At 44.1% G+C, this 25,464-nt stretch carries 21 protein-coding genes; 10 read left to right on the plus strand and 11 right to left on the minus strand.

Translation table 11 applies throughout. From position 1 onward, the window contains the following. Positions 1 to 96 precede the first annotated feature (96 nt). Positions 97 to 744: a TetR/AcrR family transcriptional regulator gene (locus NSQ38_RS21260; RefSeq protein WP_339783935.1), complete on the plus strand. Its 648-nt coding sequence runs from the start codon at positions 97 to 99 to the stop codon at positions 742 to 744. Between the two features lie 20 nt (positions 745 to 764). Further along, positions 765 to 3,089: an MMPL family transporter gene (locus NSQ38_RS21265; protein ID WP_339783936.1), complete on the plus strand. Its 2,325-nt coding sequence runs from the start codon at positions 765 to 767 to the stop codon at positions 3,087 to 3,089. Between the two features lie 182 nt (positions 3,090 to 3,271). Here the strand turns inward: NSQ38_RS21265 and NSQ38_RS21270 are convergent, their stop codons facing one another. Together NSQ38_RS21270 and NSQ38_RS21275 are read right to left on the minus strand one after the other, a co-directional pair. Further along, positions 3,272 to 3,952, minus strand: coding sequence for a gamma-glutamyl-gamma-aminobutyrate hydrolase family protein (locus NSQ38_RS21270; RefSeq protein WP_339783937.1), 681 nt, complete (start codon positions 3,950 to 3,952; stop codon positions 3,272 to 3,274). A gap of 215 nt (positions 3,953 to 4,167) precedes the next feature. Further along, positions 4,168 to 5,367: an MFS transporter gene (locus NSQ38_RS21275; RefSeq protein ID WP_339783938.1), complete on the minus strand. Its 1,200-nt coding sequence runs from the start codon at positions 5,365 to 5,367 to the stop codon at positions 4,168 to 4,170. A 245-nt stretch (positions 5,368 to 5,612) separates the two neighbouring features. Here NSQ38_RS21275 and NSQ38_RS21280 point away from each other — a divergent pair, with 245 nt between their 5' ends. After that, complete coding sequence (locus NSQ38_RS21280) at positions 5,613 to 6,485, plus strand: AraC family transcriptional regulator (RefSeq protein WP_339783939.1); 873 nt, start codon at positions 5,613 to 5,615, stop codon at positions 6,483 to 6,485. A gap of 103 nt (positions 6,486 to 6,588) precedes the next feature. Here the strand turns inward: NSQ38_RS21280 and NSQ38_RS21285 are convergent, their stop codons facing one another. The 3 genes from NSQ38_RS21285 to NSQ38_RS21295 form a co-directional block, all read right to left on the minus strand. After that, positions 6,589 to 8,574, minus strand: a complete 1,986-nt coding sequence (locus tag NSQ38_RS21285; protein ID WP_339783940.1) for a methyl-accepting chemotaxis protein — start codon at positions 8,572 to 8,574, stop codon at positions 6,589 to 6,591. Between the two features lie 243 nt (positions 8,575 to 8,817). Then, complete coding sequence (locus NSQ38_RS21290; protein WP_339783941.1) at positions 8,818 to 10,344, minus strand: response regulator; 1,527 nt, start codon at positions 10,342 to 10,344, stop codon at positions 8,818 to 8,820. Between the two features lie 16 nt (positions 10,345 to 10,360). After that, complete coding sequence (locus tag NSQ38_RS21295) at positions 10,361 to 12,124, minus strand: histidine kinase (RefSeq protein ID WP_339783942.1); 1,764 nt, start codon at positions 12,122 to 12,124, stop codon at positions 10,361 to 10,363. A gap of 207 nt (positions 12,125 to 12,331) precedes the next feature. Here NSQ38_RS21295 and NSQ38_RS21300 point away from each other — a divergent pair, with 207 nt between their 5' ends. The 3 genes from NSQ38_RS21300 (at position 12,332) to NSQ38_RS21310 (ending at position 15,417) form a co-directional block, all read left to right on the plus strand. Continuing rightward, complete coding sequence (locus NSQ38_RS21300) at positions 12,332 to 13,645, plus strand: ABC transporter substrate-binding protein (RefSeq protein WP_339783943.1); 1,314 nt, start codon at positions 12,332 to 12,334, stop codon at positions 13,643 to 13,645. Positions 13,646 to 13,712: 67 nt separating this feature from the next. Beyond that, positions 13,713 to 14,585 carry a sugar ABC transporter permease gene (locus NSQ38_RS21305; RefSeq protein ID WP_339783944.1) on the plus strand — a complete coding sequence of 291 codons (873 nt, stop codon included), beginning with the start codon at positions 13,713 to 13,715 and terminating at the stop codon, positions 14,583 to 14,585. A gap of 1 nt (position 14,586) precedes the next feature. Beyond that, the gene (locus NSQ38_RS21310; RefSeq protein ID WP_339783945.1) at positions 14,587 to 15,417 is read left to right on the plus strand and encodes a carbohydrate ABC transporter permease; all 831 of its coding nucleotides are present in this window, start codon (positions 14,587 to 14,589) and stop codon (positions 15,415 to 15,417) included. Between the two features lie 118 nt (positions 15,418 to 15,535). Here NSQ38_RS21310 and NSQ38_RS21315 read toward each other — a convergent pair whose 3' ends face one another. Beyond that, positions 15,536 to 16,240: an SDR family oxidoreductase gene (locus NSQ38_RS21315; protein WP_339783946.1), complete on the minus strand. Its 705-nt coding sequence runs from the start codon at positions 16,238 to 16,240 to the stop codon at positions 15,536 to 15,538. 221 nt (positions 16,241 to 16,461) lie between these two features. After that, positions 16,462 to 18,876, minus strand: coding sequence for an RNA polymerase recycling motor HelD (helD, locus tag NSQ38_RS21320; RefSeq protein ID WP_339783947.1), 2,415 nt, complete (start codon positions 18,874 to 18,876; stop codon positions 16,462 to 16,464). A 363-nt stretch (positions 18,877 to 19,239) separates the two neighbouring features. Here helD and NSQ38_RS21325 point away from each other — a divergent pair, with 363 nt between their 5' ends. From NSQ38_RS21325 to NSQ38_RS21335, 3 genes are all read left to right on the plus strand, one after another. Beyond that, on the plus strand, positions 19,240 to 19,557 hold the full coding sequence (locus NSQ38_RS21325; RefSeq protein WP_017688544.1) for a helix-turn-helix domain-containing protein: 318 nt from the start codon (positions 19,240 to 19,242) through the stop codon (positions 19,555 to 19,557). 146 nt (positions 19,558 to 19,703) lie between these two features. After that, positions 19,704 to 20,582 (plus strand): NmrA family NAD(P)-binding protein, encoded by an 879-nt coding sequence (locus NSQ38_RS21330; protein WP_339783948.1) that lies wholly within the window; start codon positions 19,704 to 19,706, stop codon positions 20,580 to 20,582. Between the two features lie 231 nt (positions 20,583 to 20,813). Beyond that, on the plus strand, positions 20,814 to 21,794 hold the full coding sequence (locus NSQ38_RS21335; RefSeq protein WP_338594648.1) for an aldo/keto reductase: 981 nt from the start codon (positions 20,814 to 20,816) through the stop codon (positions 21,792 to 21,794). 73 nt (positions 21,795 to 21,867) lie between these two features. Here NSQ38_RS21335 and NSQ38_RS21340 read toward each other — a convergent pair whose 3' ends face one another. From NSQ38_RS21340 to NSQ38_RS21350, 3 genes are all read right to left on the minus strand, one after another. Then, positions 21,868 to 22,239 (minus strand): iron chaperone, encoded by a 372-nt coding sequence (locus NSQ38_RS21340; RefSeq protein ID WP_339783949.1) that lies wholly within the window; start codon positions 22,237 to 22,239, stop codon positions 21,868 to 21,870. Between the two features lie 128 nt (positions 22,240 to 22,367). Next, positions 22,368 to 22,841, minus strand: a complete 474-nt coding sequence (locus tag NSQ38_RS21345; protein ID WP_339783950.1) for an HIT family protein — start codon at positions 22,839 to 22,841, stop codon at positions 22,368 to 22,370. A gap of 186 nt (positions 22,842 to 23,027) precedes the next feature. Beyond that, positions 23,028 to 24,068: an NAD(P)-dependent alcohol dehydrogenase gene (locus NSQ38_RS21350; RefSeq protein ID WP_339783951.1), complete on the minus strand. Its 1,041-nt coding sequence runs from the start codon at positions 24,066 to 24,068 to the stop codon at positions 23,028 to 23,030. Positions 24,069 to 24,260: 192 nt separating this feature from the next. On the opposite strand from NSQ38_RS21350, the gene NSQ38_RS21355 reads away from it, so the two are divergent. Beyond that, positions 24,261 to 24,674, plus strand: a complete 414-nt coding sequence (locus tag NSQ38_RS21355; RefSeq protein WP_339783952.1) for a MerR family transcriptional regulator — start codon at positions 24,261 to 24,263, stop codon at positions 24,672 to 24,674. Between the two features lie 96 nt (positions 24,675 to 24,770). On the opposite strand, the gene NSQ38_RS21360 is transcribed toward NSQ38_RS21355, so the two are convergent. Beyond that, positions 24,771 to 25,352 (minus strand): TetR/AcrR family transcriptional regulator, encoded by a 582-nt coding sequence (locus NSQ38_RS21360; protein WP_339783953.1) that lies wholly within the window; start codon positions 25,350 to 25,352, stop codon positions 24,771 to 24,773. Positions 25,353 to 25,464 lie beyond the last annotated feature (112 nt).

Genomic DNA, 25,464 nt, shown 5'->3' on the forward strand with positions numbered 1-25,464 from the left:
AAACCTCACAAAGTACATGTACAGTAAGTGTGCTCTTCTTAAAAAGAATTAAACCATAGTCATTGGTGTTGGAGGTGAACGCATAAGCGGAGAATAATGATTAAAAGAAACTTGCGACATTTGAAGAAAGAAGCAACTGAAAAAGCACTTGCTAGTGCTGCATTTGAACTTACCCTTGAACATGGGCTTGATGGCTTTACGGTTGAAGATATCGTGCATCAGGTGGGTTGTTCACGTAGAACATTTGCAAACTACTTCACATGTAAAGAGGAAGCCGTAGCAAGAGGTGCGATATCCGTTCAGAATACAACGGAACTCGAAGAGTTACTTACCGAAATGCCCGACAACGTCTCCTTGCTTGACGTACTGTATAACCTGATCAAGATGCAACTTACAACAGAACTAATTGGAAGGCTTCATCAGCTGCTCTCACTATCCCAGACTTATCCTGTGTTAGAACCGCATTATCTTGGAGCCATGCACCGGATGCAGACACAGGCACAAGATACCTTATTAGACTTATCCAACGGGAAGTATGACGAGATCTATACTTATCTTCTGATTAACGCACTATATGGATCGATACTGCCATTAATTGATGGAAGACTCAATGTGTTGCTGCCCGGACAAGTCATGACTGAAGATACCAAGCCCGGCGCTTTAACCTTCGATCAATTTTTGGAAACCACGTTTAATCATTTACGGGCAGGATTCGAACATGCCAACCATCCACATTCATCATAGAGGGAGTGTAAAATAGAGAAATGTCTACATTATTATACAGAGTGGGGAAAACCGCTTTTAGCAAACCTGCCTACTTCATCATTGGCTGGGTTTTAATTCTGGGAATTGTCATCTCCATGATCAGCATCAATGGTATTCACATCAGTTCTGAAATGAAGATTGAAGGCACAGAGTCACAGAAGGTACTGGATCAATTGGCAAAAGAACTGCCAGCCGCCTCCGGCGGTCAAGGAAGTGTTGTCTTCAAGGCACCCGACAACGAGCGTTTGGATACGCCTGAACGTTTGGCTGCCATGATGAAAGGTGTTAATGAAGTTTACGGATTAGACAAAGTCATTAATCCTGCGGACTATGCAGCTGAAGCGGGTAATTCGGGTGCTTCGGCGGAAATGGCTCAGAACGCTCAGGCTACCGATACGGCACAATCCGGAACAACCACGCCTCCTCCCTATGGACCTTTGATGGTCGATGGTGTTCCTGTACCTGGTATGCTGATCTCTTCGGACGGTAGTATTGCACTGTTCCAGTTCCAATTTACAATCGAGCAGTCTGCCATAACACAGGATGTATTTGATTCCGTTATTCAATCTGTTATGACAGTAGAGCAAGGAACCAACATTACGGTCTTGCCGGGCGAAACGCTCAAAACGGTATCGATTGGGGTTGGCTCGGCTGAGATTGTCGGATTGGTGATTGCTGTCATTGTATTGCTGATCACCCTTGGCTCCGTTGTTGCAGCAGGTCTGCCTCTGATCACTGCACTCCTCGGAGTTGCCATTGGAGTTGGTGGTGCGTTCTCCATCTCCAAATTCATCGAAATGCCTAGTGTTACTTCCGTCCTGGCTCTCATGGTTGGATTGGCTGTTGGAATCGATTATGCTCTCTTCATTGTTAATCGCCAGCGTCGAATGATCATTGATCAAGGCTTGAGCGCAAAAGAAGCCACTGCCAGAGCTATTGGTACATCGGGCAGCGCGGTATTTTTTGCCGGATTAACCGTCATTATTGCACTGTGCGGTATGCTTGTCATCGGTCTCACATTCTTGTCTACGATGGCTTTGGTCGCAGCAGCCACCGTACTCATCAACGTATTTGTTGCTTTAACCCTGTTGCCTGCTTTACTCGGATTGGTAGGAGAACGCATCTGTTCCGCCAAAGCTCGTGAGAAAAGCGCGAAACATCCTAAAGCCACTAGCCGCGGAGTCGCGGACAGATGGGTGAAATTCGTTATCAAAAATCGTTGGGCTACCATTATCGCCATCATCGTCATTCTTGGTTTTGCCGCGACGCCGATTACCAAAATGGAAATGGGTATCCCTGGCGCTTCCTCAGCGAATCTGGATACAACACCAAGACAAAGCTATGATGCCATCTCCGAAGGCTTCGGGGAAGGGTTTAACGGACCACTTATTCTGGTCGCAGAGCCTAATCAGTCTTCCTCAAAAGTTACACCGGAACTCATGGGTGGTCTGGTGATGGAACTCCAAGGTCAGAATAACGTTGCACAAGTCACACCGCTTGGTATGACAGAAGATTTAGCTATTTTCAGTCTCATTCCAAAAACGGGTCCTAACGATAATCTCACTAAAACACTGGTCACTGATCTACGCGCGGCTGATTCCAGCATCGCACAGACCTATGATGTGAAACTCGGAGTTACTGGACTCACAGCTGTTAACATCGATATGTCAGCCAAACTGGCGCAGGTGTTCCCTATTTATGTAGGCATCATAATCCTGCTGTCGCTGATCATCCTGTTACTTGTATTCCGTTCGATCATCGTTCCCATCAAAGCAACGATTGGTTTCCTGCTTAGTATCCTGGCTACATTCGGGATCACAACTGCTGTATTCCAATGGGGCTGGCTGCATTCGCTCTTTGGTTTCGATACCGGCGGCCCGCTGCTGAGCTTCATGCCGATCATCGTGACAGGTATCCTGTATGGCCTGGCGATGGACTATCAAGTCTTCCTGGTTAGTTCCATGCGGGAATCCTATGTGCATGGTCATCGCGGAACTGAATCCGTCGTGCATGGGTACAATCAGGTAAGTCGCGTAGTTGTTGCCGCAGCAGTAATTATGGTCTCTGTATTTGCAGGATTTATATTCACTGATGATGTTATGATCAAACAGATTGGTTTCACTTTGGCGGTAGGCATTCTGATTGATGCTTTCATTATCCGAATGGGCTTGGTCCCAGCCATCATGGCTATTTTTGGAGACAAAGCTTGGGCACTTCCAAAATGGCTGGATCGCATTCTGCCAAACTTGGATGTTGAAGGCGAGAAGCTGATTGCTTCCCTGAATGCTGAAGAGCACGCCAACACGAAGTCTGGGTTAAAATAATCATTCCACAACAATGGTAATATCACGATTACTATTACGACTACATTCACCAATACAAAGACCTCCTCTGTTTTTATAAACAGGAGGTCTTTTTTTCTACTCCAAATTTATGCGGTGATGTCTTCAATATGGATATTATATCGTGCGGATTGAGAAGCATTAACAAACGCTGCAAATAACTTTTAACTATAGTCATCTACTTTATAGCTGTACTCTGGATGCCATTGCACAGCCAAAACAAATGAACGGTTCGGCATGACCACGGATTCGATGAGTCCATCTTCAGCGACAGCCACGGCAGTTAACTTATCCGACAACACCTTGATTCCCTGATGGTGATAACTGTTCACTTTTATCGTATCTGTTAGCAAAATATCGTATAGGATATTATTTTTCTCAATATGTACATTATGTACAAGATTCGTATACGGCGGACTTTGCTTATGATTAACGAACTTGTTCCCATGAAGTTGAAGACTAGTTGGAATGTCTTGATACAACGTTCCACCCAAAATAACGTTAAATAACTGTAGTCCACGGCATATGCCAAACGCAGGCTTATCAAGTTCAATTACCTTTTGTAATAATATCGACTCCATCATATCGCGTTCAATACATAACTCTCCACAGGTAACCTCTGCATGCTCATGATACAGCTCAGGATTGAGATCATGTCCCCCGGTGAACAGGAACCCATCGAACTGATCAGCCAGCGTTGCTATGATCTCGGTATCCGTTGTCAAAGGTAGCATAATTGGAATCCCACCTGCTCCTTCTATGGCGTTCATATAATCTGGAAGCATCCAGTAACTTTTTTTGTCTGTATCATATAAAGGCAGTACACCAATCATCGGCTTTTTCATGGCTTTACCTCCCAGCTTTTCATTCATTTTATCAGATCTCTTCCTATACAAATTCACTGAATTATTGCATTATCCTACCTCTATCATCTACGAACCCGTTTCATCCGGAATGCTGGAAAACTAAAAAAACAAACAAAGCCGCATAACAGCAACTTTGTTTGTAGTTCCAATCCCATATATATGCATTCATCCGTTTGGTTTAAACATCATCTCATCTAGGCTGCTTTTACAGTGGTTGTTTCGTCTGAATTTACTTGGATGGAACGCTGGCATATCAGGGTAACGACAAAAGCCAGCAAGGCAAGCATCACAGCAACTGGAGGCACCCACTGGACACCACCCAAATTGACGGCAATTCCCCCGACGCCGGAGCCTAACGCTATACCCACATTGGCTGCCACAGGCAGGAGTGTAGATGCAAATGCTTTGGACCCCGGCGCGATCGATCCTGACACATCAAACAAATATAGCTGGGATGCCGCGCTCATGGAGGATGACAGACATCCAATCAGGAACAGGAATGCCAAGCCCATCCACACATTAGAAACGGTAAAACTCATTCCTAGGAAGAGGATGGCTTGAATTACAAAAAGCCGCTTGAGCTTGGGCAGGAAGTCACCCTTCGCTATATTGGCACCAATCCAGTTACTCAGGATGCTGCAGGCACCATAGATCAGAAGTATGGCACTTATCCATTGTACAGGCACACCCATTGTCTCACTTAGGAGTGGTGTAATGTATGTAAAAACGACGAAAATACAGCTGTTTCCCAGTACAGGGATCAGACATGCCAGCAATATCCGTGGCTTCACAAAGAGAGACATCTGATCACTGAACGAACCGACAATCGTAGTTGTTTGCCGTGGCAGAATACGGAACATGAACAGCAACGGTACAACACCTATACACGCCGTAACAACAAACGTCATGGACCAGCTCAGATGTTGTCCGATAAATGTACCGAGCGGAACACCTAACACATTAGCGATTGAAAATCCGCCCAAAATCCAGGCGATAGCTTCCCCTCTCCGCTCCCGGTTCACTGCGTCACTTACGATTGAGATCGAAAGTGATATCGTAAGTCCACAAGCAACGGCCGAAACGATGCGAATGGCCATCAGAGAAGAGAACGTTGTTGAGAACACGGTCAATAGATTTAATGCTAACACGATTGCAAATCCAATCAATATGGAACTTCTTCTGGATATTTTGGCCAAGAAGGCCACGGCAAATGGTGTACCCACTGCGTATGCAATCGCAAAACCGGAGACAAGCATACCCGCGGCAGCAAGTGATACTTTCATGTAACTTTCAATTTCCTTCAACACACCCACGATGACATACTCGGTTGTTCCCAGTACAAAACTAACGAGCGTAAGCGTTAAAATAAGTAGGTTCTCTCTATTTCTAGTCATAAATCAATACTCACTAATCCTTTCTATTGTTGCAAGCGCTTTAATTCTGTCTACGATCATTAGTTCATGTATTTTCTACTTTCCCATCCTTTCACTTTCGATATATAGTACATTTTGGATAGTGAAATTGTACTGTCAGATATACCATGGCGACAATCAAGGTTGTTGTGGTTTTATTGCAAAACATTATATATGTTGTCATTTCAACACAGACTTTCAATACAGATTCTGAAGGGAAGACATAGATGAATACACACCACGAATCCGGCCAACTGCATGCAAACCGAGATTGCACCATTATTTATGTAGGAAAACTGGCCGACAACCCCCATTGGAGTTTTCCGACGCATAAACATGACGATCTGCATGAGATTATCTACGTAACTGAAGGCAAAGGATTGTTCACCATTGACGGTACCAAACACTGGGCTCAAAAAGGTGACTTGCTCATTTATAATAAGGGGACTCTTCATGAGGAGAAGTCCAATCCTGAATTCCCGTTATCCACCTTTTATTGCGGCTTTCGTTTTGCAGAAGGCACCCAGACCCGCAAGGATTGGGTCATTCCTCCCTCTAACAATCCGATCATTCGAGCCAACCGATATTCCGATGAGCTCCATTCGTTAATGCAGACTCTCTTCAATGAATTTTCAATCCGGGAACATGGTTATGAATCTATCTCTGGGCATGTCCTGAAAGCCATACTTCTGATCATTGATCGTCAGTCCCGTCAACAGCTTCCTAGTGGGGAGACTATTGGGAGTAACAACCTTGCTGAGAGCATTAAAGACTATTTGGATACCCACTATCGGCAAAACATTAAACTCAAAGAATTGGCAGATCAATTTCATATCGATTTTTATTACTTAATTCATATGTATAAAAATCACTATGGCACTTCTCCCTATCATTATCTGATTCAACGAAGAATGGGGGAAGCTACCCGATTATTAGTCTCAACCAACAAAAAAATATGGGAAATCGCCAAACTGGTCGGTTACGATAACCCCAATTACTTTACAATTTTATTTACCAAAACGGTTGGTGAATCACCACGAAGTTTCCGAAAAAAGAATCAAAAGGATATGTTCGGGGATGAGGCATCACATTCTTACTAATCTCACTAATCTCTCTAAGCGCAGAAAGGCGCTCCATTTGGGGAGCGCCTCTAGGCCTTGCACATCTCTTACATATCTCTTTACACTTTTCCTTACTTCTACTCTAGAGCTTAAATCGGCGAACCAACTCTTGCATGTTCTCAGCTGTTTTGGATAGCTGTGCAGAGGATGCAGATATCTCCTCCATTGCCGCCATTTGCTGTTGGGCTGCTGCTGAAGTTGTCTGAGCACTGTCAGCCGATACTTTAGAGATATGACTCATCGCGGCAACTGTAGCCGAAACTTCTTCCGTACTGGCTGACAACTGTTCGGAGACAGCAGAAATATCCTGAATTTGATCCACGATATGCGTTGTATATTGTTCAATGTTCGATATGGTTGCAGAAGCTTCTTGGCTGATCCGCATTCCTTCACCGACTTGATTGCGAACTTTATCATTCATAAGAGATGTGGATTTGGCAATCAAGTCGAGCATTTTGCCAATGGTAGCGCCAATGTCGTCCGCACTCTGTTTGGATTGCATCGATAACGTGCGCACCTCACCAGCAACGACAGCAAAACCTTTTCCGTGTTCTCCTGCTCTTGATGCTTCAATAGAGGCATTCAGTGATAGTAGGTTGGTTTGCCGAGAGATATCCGCAATCGCTTCATTCATTCGATTGGCTTCGGCAGACAGACTGGACAGCTCATTAATCAATGCCGAGGTTTCTTCAACAGCTCCCAGAATATGTTCCATTTGTTCTCCCACCTGGTTTATGGTTTTCCCACCATTAGCAACAGCACGCTCCGTCTCTTCAGCCGAATCAACGATGGCACTCGCAGATTCTGCAATTGTACTGATGCCTCTCGCCATCTCTTCTACGGCGTTTGCGGTTTGTTCCGAATTTTCTGCCCCAACGATAGCTGATTCCGCAGTCTGCTGCATGGTTTCAGCCACATGTTGAACCGATTGGGTGGTTTGTTCTGTACTTTCCTGAATCATTTGGGAAGAGTGGCTTAACAACGATGACGTCTGATGAAGTTCAGCAACCACCGATTGAAGGGAACTGGTCATTTGATCAAAATCATTTGCCAATATACCGAATTCGTTCTCGGTTTTAAGATTAACACGTTCGGACAGATTCCCTTCGCTTACGCTGCGGGTTGCCTTTCTCAGTTTTTGCATAGGTACAATAAAAGATCTCAGAATGAAGAAAATAATAACTCCAGCAATTAATACAGATACAGCAATGACGGTTAGACTCGATACCATGATGGGTTTCGCTGCGGCGATAAAGTCTTCATGGCCCATCAAAGCAATGACATTCCACCCCGTCAAAGCATTAACACCGTTATATACCTCTAGATCATACGCCAGATCCGTTCTGACAAATTGAGAAAATGCCATCGGCTCATCGGAACTTGAAGCCGTATTTGGATGAACTGGAATTCCCTCGATGAGCGCCCCGCCGAGTTCTCCTCCCCCACCTTTTACAATGGCGCCAGACCAAGCTGCGATGGTTCGATTGGAGTCAACCACAATCAGGCTCCCATTACCTCCGACATCCACATAAGATATTTCTTTTGCTAATCGCTCCAGATCAAGTTTAATACTTGCTACACCTTGTTGATTTGAAAGAGCCTTTGAAATTTCTACATAAATCTTCCCGGATACCGGATCTGTCATAATACTCGAAAAAAAGAGTGATCCATTGTTACTCATACCATTGGTGTACCATGTTGTGCTGCGTGGATCATATGTTACATCTTCTATTGCTGGAGATGATATAACACCACCTTGGTCGCTGCCCACAGTGATGGCAAGAAGATCAGGATATGTATCAGCTAATTGGTCGATTCCTACTTGTACTGTTTCGTTGTTCGCCTGACTGGGAGTGGAGCCATACATACTGTCTATATAACTCAATAATGCTGCCTTTTCCCCTATCAGATTGTTAATATGCTGTCCTGTCATCGTTAATATGGTATTGATGGGCTCTGTCATTTTTTGTTGCACCTGATCTTTGGCACTATGATACGAGAAATAACCGATAAGTGCAGTGGGAATAATAAGCACCGCAAGGAAAGCTGCAATGAGTCTAGTACTCATTAATCGTAAACTGGCTCCTCCTTTCCTATAAAATGACCTTTTTTTCTTTTTCTTTTCCAAAGTGAATCTTCCTTTCTTTATCCATTTTTGGTAGAATCAATCGGCAAGTAAACGCAAAAAAACCCATATATATGCACACCCAAAGAGACTTTGAGCGTAAATATACATAGGTATTGCCTGAATGAATTCAGTAACAAGCCGTATTTGTTTAGTATTATAACATAAATAAAAAGGGTTTGTTAACTATGATTGGGTCTTTATACCAGACATCTGTTGTTTATAATCGGTAGGACTTAGTCCCGTATACTCTTTGAACACCTTCGAGAAATAGTGCTGATCGCTAAACGACAGCAAATCGGAAACTTCCTTAAACTTCATGTCCGGTTGACTTTCCATCAGTCTGCAGGCTTCCTGAATGCGAAGCTGGGTATAATACTGAACAAACGTAATTTGCGTTGCATTTTTGATCACTCTGCTGACATACGACGGGCTAACGTGAAACTTCATGGCAATGTCGTTGATAGACAATGGAGAGTATTTATTTAGTTTTACGTAATCGTCAATCTGTTCGAACAGGATCGCTTTACTTTTTCGAACGTGGGATTGCAGCATATCAAAGCACTGTCCCGTCCATTCCGTCAGTTCCCGACAAAAATCGGAATAGGACTGTGCATGGGCGAATTGTCTTGACCGAAGCTCCAGACCCAATCTCATGCCCGACCCCTGTTCCTCGTACAGATGAGCAAACGTGTCTACAATCAATCCGATAAACCGCTCCACCTCGGTCATATGTACATTTTCCTCTGCCCATCGATTCAGCAATTCAGATAACTTAAGAGCAAACCGTTCTTTCTGCCGAGCCTGTATCATCTGTACAAAAGCAGATTCCTGCACGGGATCCAGACAGCCTGTCTCAGATCTGGCCACCGACACCGGATTCCCGGTATCCAGCGCTAATCCTTGTTTCAACCGTTGCTGCTCAGACAAAATGGACGACATGCGGTGATAGAGCTCCGGCAGATTACCAGACTCAGCGAATAGAAGTTGTCCTCCAATGATCGCATCGATGTCATGCCCAACCAAATGCCGTCGCAACGATTCAAGACATTCATGTACGGAAGAGTACACCTCAAGTGCACTCTTGTTAACAAAAGCAACAAATTGATATGGGGTTTGACTGGTGTACACACGACAAGCATGGAATGTAAAAAAATCCTGCACTATACCCTCAAGATCCACCTGTACCCATCGTTCATGCCCTGTGGTAAAAGGCTGTTTGCTCATAATGATCAACATCTGGCTGAATAAAGGCGGAAACTCCTCCCCCTGTTTCGGCGTAGTCTCACATTGAGGATGAATGATTTCCTGCAAATCCAGCAGTTCCTTGGACATCTGTTGATCAAGTTGGTCAATTACCCGACCCATGACTTCTTCAAGCGCCTCTCGCTCGACAGGTTTTAACAAATAGTCAAACACTTGCAGGTTCAATGCTTTTCTTGTGTATTCAAAATCGCTGTACCCACTAATTAGAATGACCTTCAGATCCGGGTTGGCAATTTTGGCTTGCTCAATCAGGGACAGTCCGTCCATTTTCGGCATTCGTATATCGGTCAACAGCAGATCAATCGGTTCCTGCTTTAACGCTGCCAAGGCTTCCTCTCCATTCGTTGCCGTAGCCGATACACGAATCGGGAAGTTGAGCGTTTCCAAGAGCATTTTAATATTACGTAATATCGGTTTGCTATCCTCAACGATCATAACGTTATACATCGCCTATGCCTCCTAGTTAGTAAAAATCCTTTGTCAGTGAGCCGATGATTTGAATCGTTGCTCCATGTTGCTCTTCCGCATGATTGTTAAATATATTAATGAAGAGCCGGTTGTTATACATTAGTTTGAGTCGATTGACGCTATTGATAATCCCCATGTTACCAAGGGCTGTTCCACCAACGGAAGTCTGGTTCATTCCAGAACCCGATGCCTGAATATTGGCTAAAATCTCCTGGATCTTATCCGGTGGAAAGCCCTCTCCATTATCTTTGATCTCCAAAGCCCATAATCCGTTATATTGCTTCACGGTAATCTGGATACGCCAAGGCGGCGCGGTGTTGGCAAAGGCATGTTCGATACAATTTTCCACAAACGGCTGAATAACCAACCGTGGCAACCGGATTTCGTTCGCCAGCTCGTCAGCATGGATGTCCCATTCCAGATCCTCTTCGTACTTTTGTTGTACAAGGGACAAATAATGTCTTGTATGTTGAAGCTCCTCAGCCAAAGTCACATGCGCGTATGGTGAAGAGACAATATAACGCAGACTGTCCGAGAGATGTTTGCACATATCCGATACAACTTTGGTCTTCCCCTCTTGGGCAGCAATACTGATCAGATATAGAACGTTATGAATAAAATGAGGAGCAATCTGGGCTTGCAGCGCCGAATTACGAGCCTTTACTTCCTCATGAAGCGCCGATTTTTCCCGGTCAATGGATTGCTGCAGTCTTTCCATCAGGTCCTGAAAAGCTTCATTCAGCAATAACAGATCATTATTCTTCGGCGTTTCATCCACTTTCAGATTCATATTGCTGTAGTTCATGCGCCAGATCTGACCACGCAGCTTGCGGATGGGTAACAGCAGGTTACGTGTGGATAGGAAGATATACACAAACGAAACCAGCATCAGTGCTGTAATCAACAGAATGGACATCGTCTGAACCGAATGGATCGAACCCAGGACAGATTTTTTGGGCGTTATGATATACGTGATCCAACCTGTACTTGGTGAAGTGGAATGCGTGATATAATTGTCGTTTTTGTCCACATCCAGTCCCTCGTCTGATGAAGGCTTTGTCCAATTGGCAAATGTCACACCCGCTTCCGAGCCCGTCATCTGCTCCCCTTGTTCATTCAGAATATAGACATCGCCAGCGGTAATGCCCTCCGTTAAGTTCTGTATATAGGCCTGTTCCATCTGGATGCTAAGATAACCGTACACCTTGCCGTTCTGATCATTGATCGTGCGCACAAAGGAGATCGTATCGTCTTGACGCAGCAGAACAAAACCACTTTCCGTCCAATCTCGTCCAACCTGACTACTCTCCATCATGGTGTTCAGGATTGCGGGAGGATTGCCCGAACCCAGATATGATGTCAGGAGAACCCCGTGATTGTCGTAGATGGACATGTCCTTGATATTCATACTCGGCCCGATGGCCTGAAACATAATGTCTTTGATGATTCGAATCTGTTTCAGCCTTTCATAATTACTATGCGCTGAGGAGCTCTTGTCCATGGCTGCAAATATATTTTTGCTGGATAATATTCGCTGCGACATCTGGTTCTGTTGTTCTACGTAGAGATCAACTTGCTCTCTTACCTTTATAGCGGTCACGAGTGTATCCTGCTCCGTTTTCAGTTTGAGCGGGCGAACAACGATCACATTCACATACACGATAAAACAGCCCAGCACGAACAAAAGCAGAGCCAGAAACGTCAAAAACACCTTCGTCTGCAAACTGAATTGAGTTGCTTTATGTATGAACTTTGCCATTCTCAGAGATGCCCTCCTGTTCTGACATGATGTGAAATCCCCTTACATTCATGTCTACTCTATCACGGTATTTCATGAAATGATAGCGATTTCAAGTTCAGAATTTTACACATCAACGTTCAAGCACAGACATGTACCGGCGAGGAAAAAGAATCTATAATCGGACTTGTAAACGGATTCACCAAACGTTTTAGAGGGGGATTTGCATTGAAAACAATAAAAAGAAAAAAGGCGATTTCCATTATTCTGGCCAGTTTATTATCGGTCTCGTTAACGGCTTGTGGATCAGGAGGTACGGATTCCGGCACAGCTGCTGGCGGGGACAGCAAGAGTGGCAAAGTCACTTTGGAGCTGGCAATCTCTAAAAGTTCTCAGGACTCTGCTTTCATCCAGCAGGACATTCTCGATGCATTCGAAAAACAAACGAACATTCGTGTCAATTTGCAGCTGATTCCAGCGGAACAAACAACAACGGTACTGCAAACCAAACTGGCTGTAGATGAAACGCCTGACATTATTCAGTACAATCTGGCGAGCGCAGTCACAGACCTAAACCTTGAACGTAACTTCGAGATTCTGGATAACGAGCCTTGGGCGAGCAGAATTGTGAACAAAGAGGTCCTCTCTTCTGGTGGTCATCTCTACAGCTTCCATGTCAGCCAAGATACGGGGATGCAAGGGGTCGTTTATAACAAACAAATCTTTGAAGAACTCGGGTTATCGATTCCAACCAACTACGAAGAATTCCTGGCAATCTGTGAAAAAATCAAAGCAAGTGGCATTACACCTGTATTCATGCCTTATAAAGATGCCTGGGCTGCCAACATCTGGCCTGCTGCAGCTTTTGCCGATTTTGTAGCCAAAAATGAACCGACTTTTTTTGATGAGTTGAACAGCAATAAGAAAAAATGGTCTGATATCCCGGAATTCAAAACATTCCTGGAACAACAATACGAGATTTACACCAAAGGGTACACCAACACGGATGTGCTTAGTGACAGCTATGACATGGCCGTGGGTAAATTCCTGAACAAGGAAGTTGCCATGATGTTTATGGGCGATTGGTTAATTGAAGGCGTTGCCGAGCAAGATCCAAATATGGAACTGGGCGTATTCCCGATTCCATCGTCGGATAATGCCAGTCTGGGTGCAAGTCCACTGGGCGGACAACTGTTCATTCCGAAGAAATCCAAACATCTGGATGAAGCCAAACAGTTCCTGGACTATATTGCTTCCAAGGATGTCGCACAACAGATCGTTGATTCCAAAGGATACGTATCCAATTTCAGTGACGTCACCACACCAGAATTGCCGGCTTACAAGCAGGATATTGTAGACAACTATATTACGCCGAAGAAAACCGTGCTGACAACGGATGCTTTCATGCTGGTTGATCGCAGCGAACTGTACCGATTGTTGCAGGATCAATTCGCGGGTGGATTGTCACCTGAAGAAGTACTGAAATCCTGGGATGAGAAGTTCAGTCAGCTAATGCAGGATAAAGGTGTAGAAGGTTTCTAAAGAGTGAAATATAAGGCAGCATAACAGATCGACCGTTATGCTGCCTGGTTATAACGGAGTGTGAGACATGAAAAGGACTAAAAATCTGTACTCGTATTATATGATATTTCCCGCAATGATTATCTACTCCATCTTTTTTGTTGTGCCTGCTCTCGCCGCTTTCTATTATTCATTCACGGATTGGCGGCTGGATCGGCTGGAGCTGAAGTTCATCGGATGGGATAATTTCCAGAAAATTTTCTCGGACAAAACGCTTATTCTGGCGCTGAAAAACACGGCGATATTTGCAATCGTCACCGTTGTTGGCAAAAATGTCATCGGCCTATTGCTGGCCGTAGGACTTAACATGCGATTAAGAACAAAGAACCTGCTGCGCGCGATCTTCTACTCCCCTTCCATTCTCAGCATCCTTGTGATCAGCATTCTGTTCACTCCCATGTTGCGTACCGAAGGTACAATCAACAATTTGTTGGAATCTGTAGGATTACATTCGTTAAGCCAAGCTTGGCTGACCAATCCCTCGATTGTGATCTGGACGATTGCCATCGTCTCAATCTGGCAGAGTGCCGGGTTCCAGATGGCCATCTATCTGGCGGGCCTGCAGTCCATTTCTCAAGAATATTACGAAGCAGCCAAGATTGATGGCGCAAGTTCGTGGAGAAGTTTTTTCAAAATCACACTACCACTCTTGCTGCCCGCGATTAACATTAACCTGATGTTGACATTGATCGGTGGACTCAAAGTATTCTCCGAAGTATATGTCATGACCGGTGGTGGCCCGGGTAACGCTTCCCAGGTCGTAGGTACGATCATTCTGCGATCTTTCGGCGAAGGTAACTGGGGACTTGGTACGGCAGTCAACACCCTTCTGTTCGTGGTCGTTACCATTATCGCTATACCGCTATTGATCTTCATGCGGCGTAAGGAGGTTACGGAATAACATGGGCTACACACGCAAACTCGCCATCCGCAACTATATCGTGGAAGGTTTCCTGATTCTGGCCTCTCTTATCGTTCTGTTGCCGCTTGTCATTCTGATCTTTGGTTCTTTCAAAACCAGCGCCGAAGTGCTTAGCTTCTCCCTGAGTTTTCCGGAAACATGGCAGTTCTCGAACTATGTTCGTGTCTTCCAGGAAGGCGGTCTGTCGCGAGCGTTTTTCAACAGCATTTTGATTACTGGCGTATCTTCCATCATTAATATCGTTGCTTCTTCGGCAGCAGCATTCATTCTGGCACGTCGGGAAACCAAATTATCCGACACGATCTACATGTATTTCTTCATGGGACTGATTGCGCCAATGTCGATTATTACAACCATACGGGTTGTACAGGGATTGGGGTTCTACGGCAGCATCACTAGTGTCATCTTGATCTACGCCGCGTTAAATACAGCCTTCAGTGTATTCTTGTATAGTGGATTCATCAAAACCATTCCAAGAGCGCTGGACGAAGTGGCATTTCTGGAAGGAGCAAGTGTGTTCGGCGTGTTCTTCCGCATCGTCACACCGCTCATCCTGCCCGTTAACGCAACGGTAGCGATCATGGTGTTCATGTCCGTATGGAATGACATCACGATTCCCGTGTACTTCCTGACAGACAGTTCCACATGGACGATGCCACTGTCGATCTACAATTTCTACGGCAAATATAGCCGGGACTGGAATCTGATCTTCGCCAATCTCGTGCTTACTTCACTGCCTGTATTCATCCTGTATCTATTCGGGCAAAAATATATTGTCAGCGGCCTTACTGCCGGTGCAGTTAAAGGTTAAACCTCATATCCTCACCGTTCTTGAAGGAATGGAATTACAGACTTCATGACGTACTTAACCCCCACCATATCTGGTGGGGGTTGTTTTATTTATAACGAGAAAATGCATCTACACTTCTCTATTTTTGAAACAATTGCGGGTAAAGGGCAGCCACACCACCAGCAAGACCCTGTTGTACATTCCGACTGGTATCATCAGCAATAATCTCGTAGAGATCCGCTTCGATGGAATCTATTGCAATTTTGGCAATATCCGTTGGGCTCGTTTTTGGTGCGTCGATACCTGCCGTCATATCCGTATCCATGAACGCTACGTGCAATCCGGCAACACTAACGTTCTTAGGGGCTAATTCCAGACGTAATGCATTCGTAATTCCCCACTGAGCGGATTTTGCAGCTGAATATGCACCTGAGTTACCAAGGCTGAGCCAAGATAGAGCGGACAGGATATTCAATATCGAACCGCCCCCATTCTTCTCTATCACCGGTGCAAACGCACGAATCATTGAGAGCGTACCGAATACATGTGTATTGAATTCCAAGTGAATATCGTTCAGCTCACCCGTGAGCAGAGAAGCACCCGTAGCGGAACCAGCATTATTGATTAGAAGGGTTACATCACTGGCTACCTCAGCTGCAGCCATGACAGATTGTGAATCCGTAATATCGAGTTCCAGTGGAATTGCCCCCGGCAGATCAATTGATTCAGGGTTTCGTGCGCCAGCATACACTTTGGTTCCCCTCGCCAACAGTTCAAGAGCAAGTTCCTTGCCCAACCCTCGATTAGCCCCACTTACAATAGCAACTTGTTTGGAAATATTCATTTATTATTACTTCCTCTCATTGAGAATGTATTTATTTTTGAGCTGTTATGGGAATGATCATTCTCATAACTCCCAATAACAATCTATCACATCAGGAACGATCAGTAAAGAATAACTTTTATGATTCATGTCTTTATAAAAAGAAGATGCCCGATAACCTTTGAAATAAGGCTCCGAGCATCTTTCTTTGGTCCTTCATTGAGAACGGATTTACATATGGATTATGATTTTATGTCATACAGATTCGCAGGTAACGCCTGCACAAATGGTGACCAGTCACTCACTGTATATAGATGAAGTCGGTGCATGGCCCGTGTGCATGCCGTATACAGAAGCTTGCGATCATATTCCTGGCTGTAAGCGACGGGTGAAGCATCATAGATCAGGACAGCATCGAACTCAACGCCTTTGGCGAGATACACAGGAATAACCATGATCCCTTTTTCGAAAATCTGTGTATCCTTTGTTATGAGCTGTAACCCTTCGCCGCCTTGACTTTGCAACCTTTCATAGGCATCACGACTTTCAGCTGCGGTTTTCGTAATCACAGCGATGGAATCAAACCCCTCCGCCTTAAGCGCGGCGATGTCTGTGAGAATCTGTGCACCACGCAGATTTTCGTCCTTCAATTTTGTTAAAAGAGGCTTCTGATCTCCCCTTTCAAACGGTCTTATCTCTTCTCCCCCTGGTAACATCTGTCTCGTGAATTCAACAATCTCTTTGGTTGAACGATAACTGCGTACAAGGCGTATCAATGTAGTTTCGCCTTTTCCGTAAAGGTGAACCAGTGGCGAGTTGGATGCTGCCAAATCCGTAGCCTGCATAAAGATCGCTTGCCCGAAATCCCCCAGCACCGTCATGCGGGCACGAGGAAACAGCTTTTTAAGATATTCATATTGAAACGCCGAATAATCCTGACCTTCATCCACGAAGACATAACGAATCTCCGTGTTTGTTCGGACGCCTTCGATCATCTCTTTTACATATAAATACGGAGTAGCATCCTCATGGAACAGCTTGTTCTGAAAAATCATTTCTTTGGTCTGTTTACAGATCTCAGGCCAGTGCTGCGGGGGGATTGCCCCATTCGTTTGTTCTCGATAAGCGGCTTCATCTACAAATAGTTGTTCGTATATGCCTTTCACATCCACGAACTGGAATTTCCGCACACTCTTCCTTAAAGGTTTAAACATGTCTTTCACCAGTTTCTGACGAAGCAACTCCTCTTCCTGCACTGCAAAGTTAAAGGCACCCTCATCTTGCACTGCACTGTTATTCCCGTTATCTCGTGCTGCGTATTTTTCCGCCACATCAAACACAGGCTTTTCTTTGTGCAACATGCGGAAAGCTTCCACGTACTCTTCTGTGTCCAGATAATTCAACTCCTCCAGAACCCAGTCTGCTTCCCGTTCCAGACGTTCCAGCGAAACAAGTTCTCTCAGCAGCCATTCCTGTAAAAGAAGTATGCGGTTGGACAAGGTAAGATTTTGATCCAAACTGTAAAATTGGGTCTTGATTCGATCTGAAGTGATGAATTCACGTCCCCGAAATTGAATGCCGTTGAACCGTATGCCCTCCCGCCCCAGCCACTTACCGTAGTTTTGGAGCACTTGCAGGAATGTCTCGGAAGCTTTGTACTTAATCGCCTCCAGACGAGCTTCATATCCCGGATCTTCTTGGGCTGTCAGCACATATTCAATCTGATCAAAGGCATCCTCTGGTCGTAAGGAGGAATCCAGCCAATAATTCAGATATTCCTGGAAAGTCGTCTGCTGCATATTTTCTTCGCCAAGTTCCGGGAGCACGGTGGAAGTATAACTGGTAAACATCGGATTCGGGGAGAAAAGTACAATCTGATCTGCTTTGACGGTCTGGCGGTGTTTGTATAGTAAGTAGGCCACTCGCTGTAACGCAGCGGACGTCTTGCCACTGCCAGCTGCCCCTTGAACGATAAGCATTCGGCTTCGATCATCACGAATAATGGCGTTTTGTTCCTTCTGGATCGTTGCTACAATGCTCTTCATTTGTGAGTCTGCACCCTTGGCGAGCACTTGCTGCAACAATTCGTCACCAATCGTCTCAGTTGAATCAAACATGCTATGAATCTGCCCATGTTGAATCTGAAATTGACGCTTGAGCTCCATCTTTCCTTCAATTCGTCCTGAAGGTGTGTCATAACTTGCTGGCCCGGGAGAGTGATCATAGTACAAACTCGCAATTGGCGTACGCCAGTCATAGATTAGAAAGTTCAATCCATCTTCATCCATGAAGGATGATACGCCGATGTAGATCTGTTCAGTCAATGTCATGCCTTTTTCCTTATAGTCGAAACGGCCAAAATACGGCGTTGGAAGCAGTCTCTTTGTATTTTTCCATTGTTGTGTTGACAGCTTGTGCCCGCGCTCCCTCTCGGCCAACACTCTGGACTGCTGATTAATGGTATAGAATGCATCTTCAAAATCACTGTACGAACTCGTATTGATCGTCACTTCTTCCCAGAACCGTTTACGAATTTCGGCAGCCTGTTCATGCAGTCCGGCAACCTTCGGTTCCAGCTCGTCGAGTCGTGCCTGAAGTTTATTCCTCACCTGCACTAATCTGTCCTCTTCCAACTTCCATTCGTTTGTTTTATCCATGAATGAGTCCACTCCCTTTTCCATTTATTAGGACCAAAAAAAGAGCATTGACAAATCGGAATGTCGGATGTAAAATTAAATTAGGAGAAATAATGATTCATCCTTTATATTCAATAGAAATGTCAATTGCGCTATAGATTATATCATGGCTTTTTTTCACGTTCAATGCTTTTTTTCGTTCTGTCTGAGTTGAACAATAATTTATATAAGGTGTCCCTCGAGCTACACTGGGGGCATCTTTTTTTGTGTCCTGGGCATGGTTCATACCCTGAATGCGCTGTAAGCTATACACCCCTTTATAAATTCGATAAAATGAACGAAACATGAAACATGAGTTGATGCTTTTGGGAGGGATACATAAATATGAATATAGAACCTGTGGAGGACCGTTGTCCTGTTGAGTTTGCAGTCAATATGATTGGTGGGAAATGGAAGCTATTAATTATAAATCGGCTCATCCGCCATTCAACAATTCGATTCAATGAATTACAGAAAATGCTTGACCCCATTACGCATCGCACGTTAACCAGGCAATTACGAGAACTTGAAGAAGCTGGTTTGATAAACCGTGTTACCCACCCTGTAGTTCCGCCTAAAGTCGAATATTCCCTTACAGAAAAAGGACAAAGCCTGACTTCGATCTTGTTTCAGCTAGGTGATTGGGGATCGAAACATATGTAAAACGCCTTCCCATAGTATCCTAAGGGATACTCTATATCATTAATGTGCGTACTTACGCTCCTATTCTAAATTCGTTATGCTGAGGTCATTGCTGAGTGTTAACTCATTCATTCCAATCACATATTGAAAGGAAGTTATTGACCACTATGACACAGAATGATCGATTTTTAGTATATGGGGCATCGGGCTCCCAAGGCGGCGCTGTCGCTCAATTACTCGTTCAACACGGTTGTGAGGTTCGCACGATTACTCGAAATGAGGCAACAGCCAAAACACTAAAGGAACAAAACATTGAAGCTTTCATCGGGGATCTATCTGATGTGGAACAGCTTCATACGGCGCATGAAGGTGTAAATAAAGTATTCCTAAACCTGCCGGTTGAGTTCAATCCGGATAAGATCAGACAATATACCAGAAATACAATTGATGCTGCTATACAGGCAAACGTTAAATTGATTGTTGTTAACACGGGTACCTATGTTCCTGACCCTATCACCCATTCCAAAGGAATTGAATTGAAACGTGAAGTTATCCATGAATTGCAGCAAAGCGGTCTTCCATATATCATTGTGGAACCCATTGTATACTTGGAAAACTTCCTGATTCCCGGAATACTGAACAATGGCGTTTTGGCCTACCCGGTACCAGCAGACAAGCCGATCTCCTGGATTAGCTTAAACGATGCAGCTCAATTCCACTATTATGCCTTGACTCATTCGGAATTGGCAGGAAGCATTATCCCAGCACCCGGATTAGAAGCCCTGACAGGTGCACAATTAGCGGAACAATTCAGTGCTGTATTAGGTGAAAAGATCAGCTTCATGTCTCTACCTTTTGATCATTTTGAAGCAGCGATTCAGCCTTTGTTGGGAAGTGAGACAGCAGCAGGTCTTAAAGGATTGTACCAATGGATTGATGGGCATACAGATCTTCTTCCACGGTATCAAGAGTTGGATGATAACATTAAAGCCAATCTTAAATTAACCAAAATAAGCGATTGGATTCATCAAACAATGATTAAATAATATTTTATGAACAAGCCCTTTGAATCTCCAACGGAGAAACGAGTGGCTTGTTCTTTTTATATGAGAACTTTAATAGCCTCAACTGATTCAGATTCAGAGATTATGATAGGAATAGGCAAAAGTTTGATAGAAATGTGGTACAGGTTGTCACATTTGTTATGACATAATAATGTGTAAATAGATCACCATACAGGTGGCAATAATAAACATTAGAAAGGATTTGAACATAACATGGAATATACGAAACTTGGTAATACAGGCTTGGACGTATCTCGATTTTGCCTGGGATGTATGGGATTTGGGGACGCCAGTAAATGGGTTCATGAATGGGTACTGAATGAAGAAAATTCTCGCCCCGTGATCAAAAAAGCACTGGATCTAGGCATTAATTTCTTCGATACAGCTAATGTATACTCTCTAGGTACGAGCGAGGAATACCTTGGTCGGGCATTAAAGGATTATGCCAATCGGGATGAGGTTGTCATTGCTACCAAAGTACACGGACAAATGCATAAAGGACCCAACGGTTCTGGCCTTTCCAGAAAAGCCATCCTGAGTGAGATTGATAAAAGCCTGAAACGATTGGAAACGGATTATGTAGATCTGTATATCATTCATCGTTGGGACTACAATACGCCTATTGAAGAAACCATGGAAGCCTTACATGATGTGGTGAAGTCCGGTAAAGTGAGATATATTGGCGCTTCAGCCATGTTCGCATGGCAGTTCCAAAAAGCATTACATGTAGCAGAAAAAAATGGTTGGACCAAGTTTGTCTCCATGCAAAACCACTTGAACCTCATCTACCGTGAAGAAGAACGTGAAATGTTGCCTTTATGCAAGGAAGAAAAGATTGGTGTGACTCCCTACAGTCCTCTTGCTTCAGGCAGGTTAACCCGTGACTGGTCCGTATCGACACTCCGATCCGAGACAGACAAAATTCAGAAATCCAAGTACAATGCGACTAGCGATGCAGATCAGCTTGTTGTTGAACGAGTTGCATCCATTGCAGAAAAATACGGTGTCCCTCGCACACACATTGCACTTGCGTGGTTACTACAAAAAGACACTGTAGCGGCTCCAATTATTGGTGCCACCAAAATATCGCATCTGGAAGATGCGGTAGGTGCTCTTTCCGTTAAGTTGACCTCAGAAGACGTCTCATTCCTTGAAGAGCCCTATGTGCCTCACCCTGTTGTAGGTGCTCAATAATCGCTTTTGCTTACAATGTAGAAGACCCCCCTTTCCGTACTCGGAAGTTGGGGGTCTTCTTTTTTATCATGATTTATTTACGCCAGAAAGTTGAACATTCTGCCTTATCCGCTATATTGAACTCAATCATTCGCTCAAGTAATGAATAATCAATCTCCTGTTTCCACTTCATCCGTATCAATTCTTTGGTATGATCGTAACCCGCCTGCGTGATTTCTTCCGAAAAACGATTAATTCCTGCCTTCTCGGGAGCAACAGCCAAGTGTTGCTTGGATACACTAAAACCAATGATAAAGGTATCATGGTCGGTAAACATCGGTTGGTTCCAGGCTATTTTTTGTTTTAATTTCGGGAATTTTTCAGTGACCCAGTTCAAGACTTCTTCCGTCCGTGCCTGGTGTTCCGGATTATCGATGCGTGCTATAAATTCTGCAAAGGTCTCCATTGGTTCCCCCTATATCATGAAATATACTATTTAATTTGCCCCATTCAAACTCATTCTATCATGAATATCAAATTCAAAAACCCTTATCTGCCCGATAACTCAACAAAAAATGAGCAGCCTGCTAGACTTTAAATGTTTTCCTTTATCCAAGAACGCAACTTATTCGCATAGAAAGCGCGTTCATCTGGATCGGACTGAGAACCATTTGACAGATACAGTTGATCATTCACGTATCTAGGGTAAACATGCTGATGGTAATGCCACACGTCTTGATTGCCAGCAGGTTCATTATGTTGCCGTGTCGAAATCCCATCACATCCATATGTACTTTTCATTGCAAATGCTGTAAGCTGAGCCGCACGGTGTATTTCAACAGCGTAATCCGCAGGGAGTTCAAAGATGTTCTCGAAATGTTGATTCGGAATAATAAGAACATGTCCTTTATTGTTTGGCCACCATTTGCCTGCTATAAATGCCGTTACCTTTTCATTCTGATAGATGATATCCCTTTGCTTTGTTCCCTGATCAGGTCGCTCGATACCCCAAATATGACAAAATGGACATTCATACCCTTCGGGCTGATGTGAAAATGATGCTGCCATCTCTCTCATTCCACTCCTTCATATTTTTCTAACTAGTTATTAGACGCAGGTATCTTCTGTTCGTTGCGACAAGAGCGCGGGTAGTAGAACGAATCAGCAATTAACAAACTGATAAGCAAAAAGCAGCTGACCTTGGCGGTAGCTGCTTTCTTCTATCTTTAACTATTAATATTACACACTTCACACTTAGATTGTGCTGTTATCAATAACAAAGCGATATTTCACGTCGGAAGCCAATACACGTTTGTATGCTTCGTCAATCTGATCGGCGGAGATGACCTCAATATTAGGTACAATATCATGTTCTGCACAAAAATCGAGCATTTCCTGCGTCTCACGAATGCCACCAATCATGGAACCTGCGAATGAACGGCGATGACCGATAAGAGAAAATACATTAACAGCTAAAGGCTCTGCAGGAGCACCTACGTTCACAAGTGTACCATCCAGCGTGAGCAGTGAGAAATAAGCGTTAATATCAATATTAGCACTTACTGTGTTAATCATCAGATCGAAGGTGCCTGCAAGTTTCTCGAATGTTTTCGGTTCGCTTGTGGCAAAGTAGTGATCTGCACCAAATTGCAGTCCATCTTCTTTTTTGCTCAAGGATTGGGAGAGAACCGTTACTTCGGCACCCATCGCATGTGCAATTTTGACAGCCATATGACCAAGACCACCCATACCTACAACGGCAACCTTCTTACCTGGGCCAGCTCCCCAGTGATGAAGTGGTGAATACGTCGTAATACCGGCACACAGCAAAGGTGCAGCAGCATCAAGTGCAATGTTATCAGGGATGCGAACGACGAAATCCTCTACAACAACAATATGAGTTGAATATCCACCTTGCGTAGGCTCACCGTATTTGTCTACTCCAGCGTAAGTTTGAATATTTCCTTTGAGACAGTATTGCTCTTCACCTTTGCGACAGTTAACACATTCACCACAAGAGTCCACCATACATCCGACCCCTACTCGGTCACCGACCTTGTATTTGGATACTCCGGTTCCTACATCCGTTACAATCCCGGCAATTTCGTGTCCAGGAACGAGTGGATAATTCACAGGTCCCCATTCACCGTGGGCAGTATGGATGTCAGAATGGCAAATACCTGCATATTTAATCTCGATTAATACATCATTGGTATCCAGATCACGTCGTTTAATTTCAGCACTTCTGAATTGTTGGTCTGGTCCGTCAACGGCTCTGGCTTTAGCTATAATCAATGGTATAACCTCCTCGTAATTTAAAGTTCAAAATAATCTTACCCCCTCGAGTTAACTCTAGGTCAAATGTTTATCTTATTTTTTTATCTCCAACGTACTTTGACATCCAGTAATCCAACATGTTAGAATTCACTCGGATCAATCCTAGAGTTAACTCGAAGTCTACCCCTAGTAGAAAGGAATTCATTCTAAATGACCTATTCAATCGGTGAAGTTGCCAAAAAATTAGACCTTACGGTATATACATTGCGTTACTACGACAAGGAAGGACTCATGCCTTTTGTGGAACGTACCACGAGCGGAACACGCTTGTTCAAAGACTCCGACATTGACTTTCTAAAGATCATCCAATGTCTGAAGCTGACCGGGATGCCTATTAAAGACATTAAGGACTTCATTGAATGGTGCTCTGAAGGGGACTCCTCGCTGAAGCAAAGATATGACATGTTTACGGAGCGAAAAGCTATTGTGGAAGCACAAATGGAGGAACTAAGAAGAACCATGGAAGTCATCGAGCACAAACGCTCCTACTACGAAACAGCTTTGAAGGCTGGGACCGAAGAGATTCACAAAATTAAACCGATGGAAAATGCCATCACCAATTGATGGTTCATGCTTTCTATTCTGAAAATTTTGCGAACACAAAAAGTAGCTTGAAGTCCTCTAACGGATTTCAAGCTACTTTTTGTGGTACGTCTCTGCTCATCTTTTTTCCAAAAGTTTCATCGTTACATTGATAATACGGTTTAGTTTTTCTTTTTCCGTCGAGGTTCTTGCCATGGCTCTAATGCCGACAGAAATATTGTGCAGGTACTCTGCCATTTCCTTCGCATCATGATCAGAAGAGAATTCTCCCTCCCGCTGCCCCCATTGAATAATCTGCTCGAACATTCGCTCAGCTTCGTTAAACGATTCAAGAGATCGGTTGTCCACTTCCTGATCACGTGTGCCTAGCTCCACAGCCGAGTTCACGATCAAACAACCCGATGGTGTCTCTTCTGCTTCACTGATCATAACATCGAAAATTTTATGCAGTGCTTCCACTGCCGTCTTGGATGCCTTGATTTCTGCAAGTAATGTGGTGCTGACCTTACCTCTGTAACGATCCATTGCCTGCAAAAACAGCGAATGTTTGTCGTCAAATGTATCATATATACTTCTGCGATGAATTCCCATATGCTCAACCAGGTCACTCATCGACGTTTTCTCGTAACCTTGTTCCCAGAAGATCTTCATTGCTTTATCCAATACTTCATTCACTTCAAACTCTTTACTTCTAGCCATTCGACTTCCCTCCCAAAATCAATCTAACACATCGGGAACGATCAGTAAATAAAAGATGCAGATACCCTTTTCATTCTCATCTTATCATGTATTAGCTGAACCGTAAGTGTAT

The organism is Paenibacillus sp. FSL R7-0313, from assembly GCF_037969885.1.
Lineage (GTDB): Bacteria > Bacillota > Bacilli > Paenibacillales > Paenibacillaceae > Paenibacillus.

Bases quoted from the DNA above. Each gene is read 5' to 3' on its own strand.
- NSQ38_RS21275 (WP_339783938.1), bottom strand. From the start codon at position 5,367: ATGACTAGAAATAGAGAGAACCTACTTATTTTAACGCTTACGCTCGTT.
- NSQ38_RS21260 (WP_339783935.1), top strand. From the start codon at position 97: ATGATTAAAAGAAACTTGCGACATTTGAAGAAAGAAGCAACTGAAAAA.
- NSQ38_RS21340 (WP_339783949.1), bottom strand. From the start codon at position 22,239: ATGGAGACCTTTGCAGAATTTATAGCACGCATCGATAATCCGGAACAC.
- NSQ38_RS21280 (WP_339783939.1), top strand. From the start codon at position 5,613: ATGAATACACACCACGAATCCGGCCAACTGCATGCAAACCGAGATTGC.
- NSQ38_RS21270 (WP_339783937.1), bottom strand. From the start codon at position 3,952: ATGAAAAAGCCGATGATTGGTGTACTGCCTTTATATGATACAGACAAA.
- NSQ38_RS21310 (WP_339783945.1), top strand. From the start codon at position 14,587: ATGGGCTACACACGCAAACTCGCCATCCGCAACTATATCGTGGAAGGT.
- NSQ38_RS21290 (WP_339783941.1), bottom strand. From the start codon at position 10,344: ATGTATAACGTTATGATCGTTGAGGATAGCAAACCGATATTACGTAAT.
- NSQ38_RS21285 (WP_339783940.1), bottom strand. From the start codon at position 8,574: ATGAGTACTAGACTCATTGCAGCTTTCCTTGCGGTGCTTATTATTCCC.
- NSQ38_RS21265 (WP_339783936.1), top strand. From the start codon at position 765: ATGTCTACATTATTATACAGAGTGGGGAAAACCGCTTTTAGCAAACCT.
- NSQ38_RS21355 (WP_339783952.1), top strand. From the start codon at position 24,261: ATGACCTATTCAATCGGTGAAGTTGCCAAAAAATTAGACCTTACGGTA.
- NSQ38_RS21360 (WP_339783953.1), bottom strand. From the start codon at position 25,352: ATGGCTAGAAGTAAAGAGTTTGAAGTGAATGAAGTATTGGATAAAGCA.
- NSQ38_RS21305 (WP_339783944.1), top strand. From the start codon at position 13,713: ATGAAAAGGACTAAAAATCTGTACTCGTATTATATGATATTTCCCGCA.
- NSQ38_RS21345 (WP_339783950.1), bottom strand. From the start codon at position 22,841: ATGGCAGCATCATTTTCACATCAGCCCGAAGGGTATGAATGTCCATTT.
- NSQ38_RS21295 (WP_339783942.1), bottom strand. From the start codon at position 12,124: ATGGCAAAGTTCATACATAAAGCAACTCAATTCAGTTTGCAGACGAAG.
- NSQ38_RS21330 (WP_339783948.1), top strand. From the start codon at position 19,704: ATGACACAGAATGATCGATTTTTAGTATATGGGGCATCGGGCTCCCAA.
- NSQ38_RS21315 (WP_339783946.1), bottom strand. From the start codon at position 16,240: ATGAATATTTCCAAACAAGTTGCTATTGTAAGTGGGGCTAATCGAGGG.
- helD (WP_339783947.1), bottom strand. From the start codon at position 18,876: ATGGATAAAACAAACGAATGGAAGTTGGAAGAGGACAGATTAGTGCAG.
- NSQ38_RS21335 (WP_338594648.1), top strand. From the start codon at position 20,814: ATGGAATATACGAAACTTGGTAATACAGGCTTGGACGTATCTCGATTT.
- NSQ38_RS21325 (WP_017688544.1), top strand. From the start codon at position 19,240: ATGAATATAGAACCTGTGGAGGACCGTTGTCCTGTTGAGTTTGCAGTC.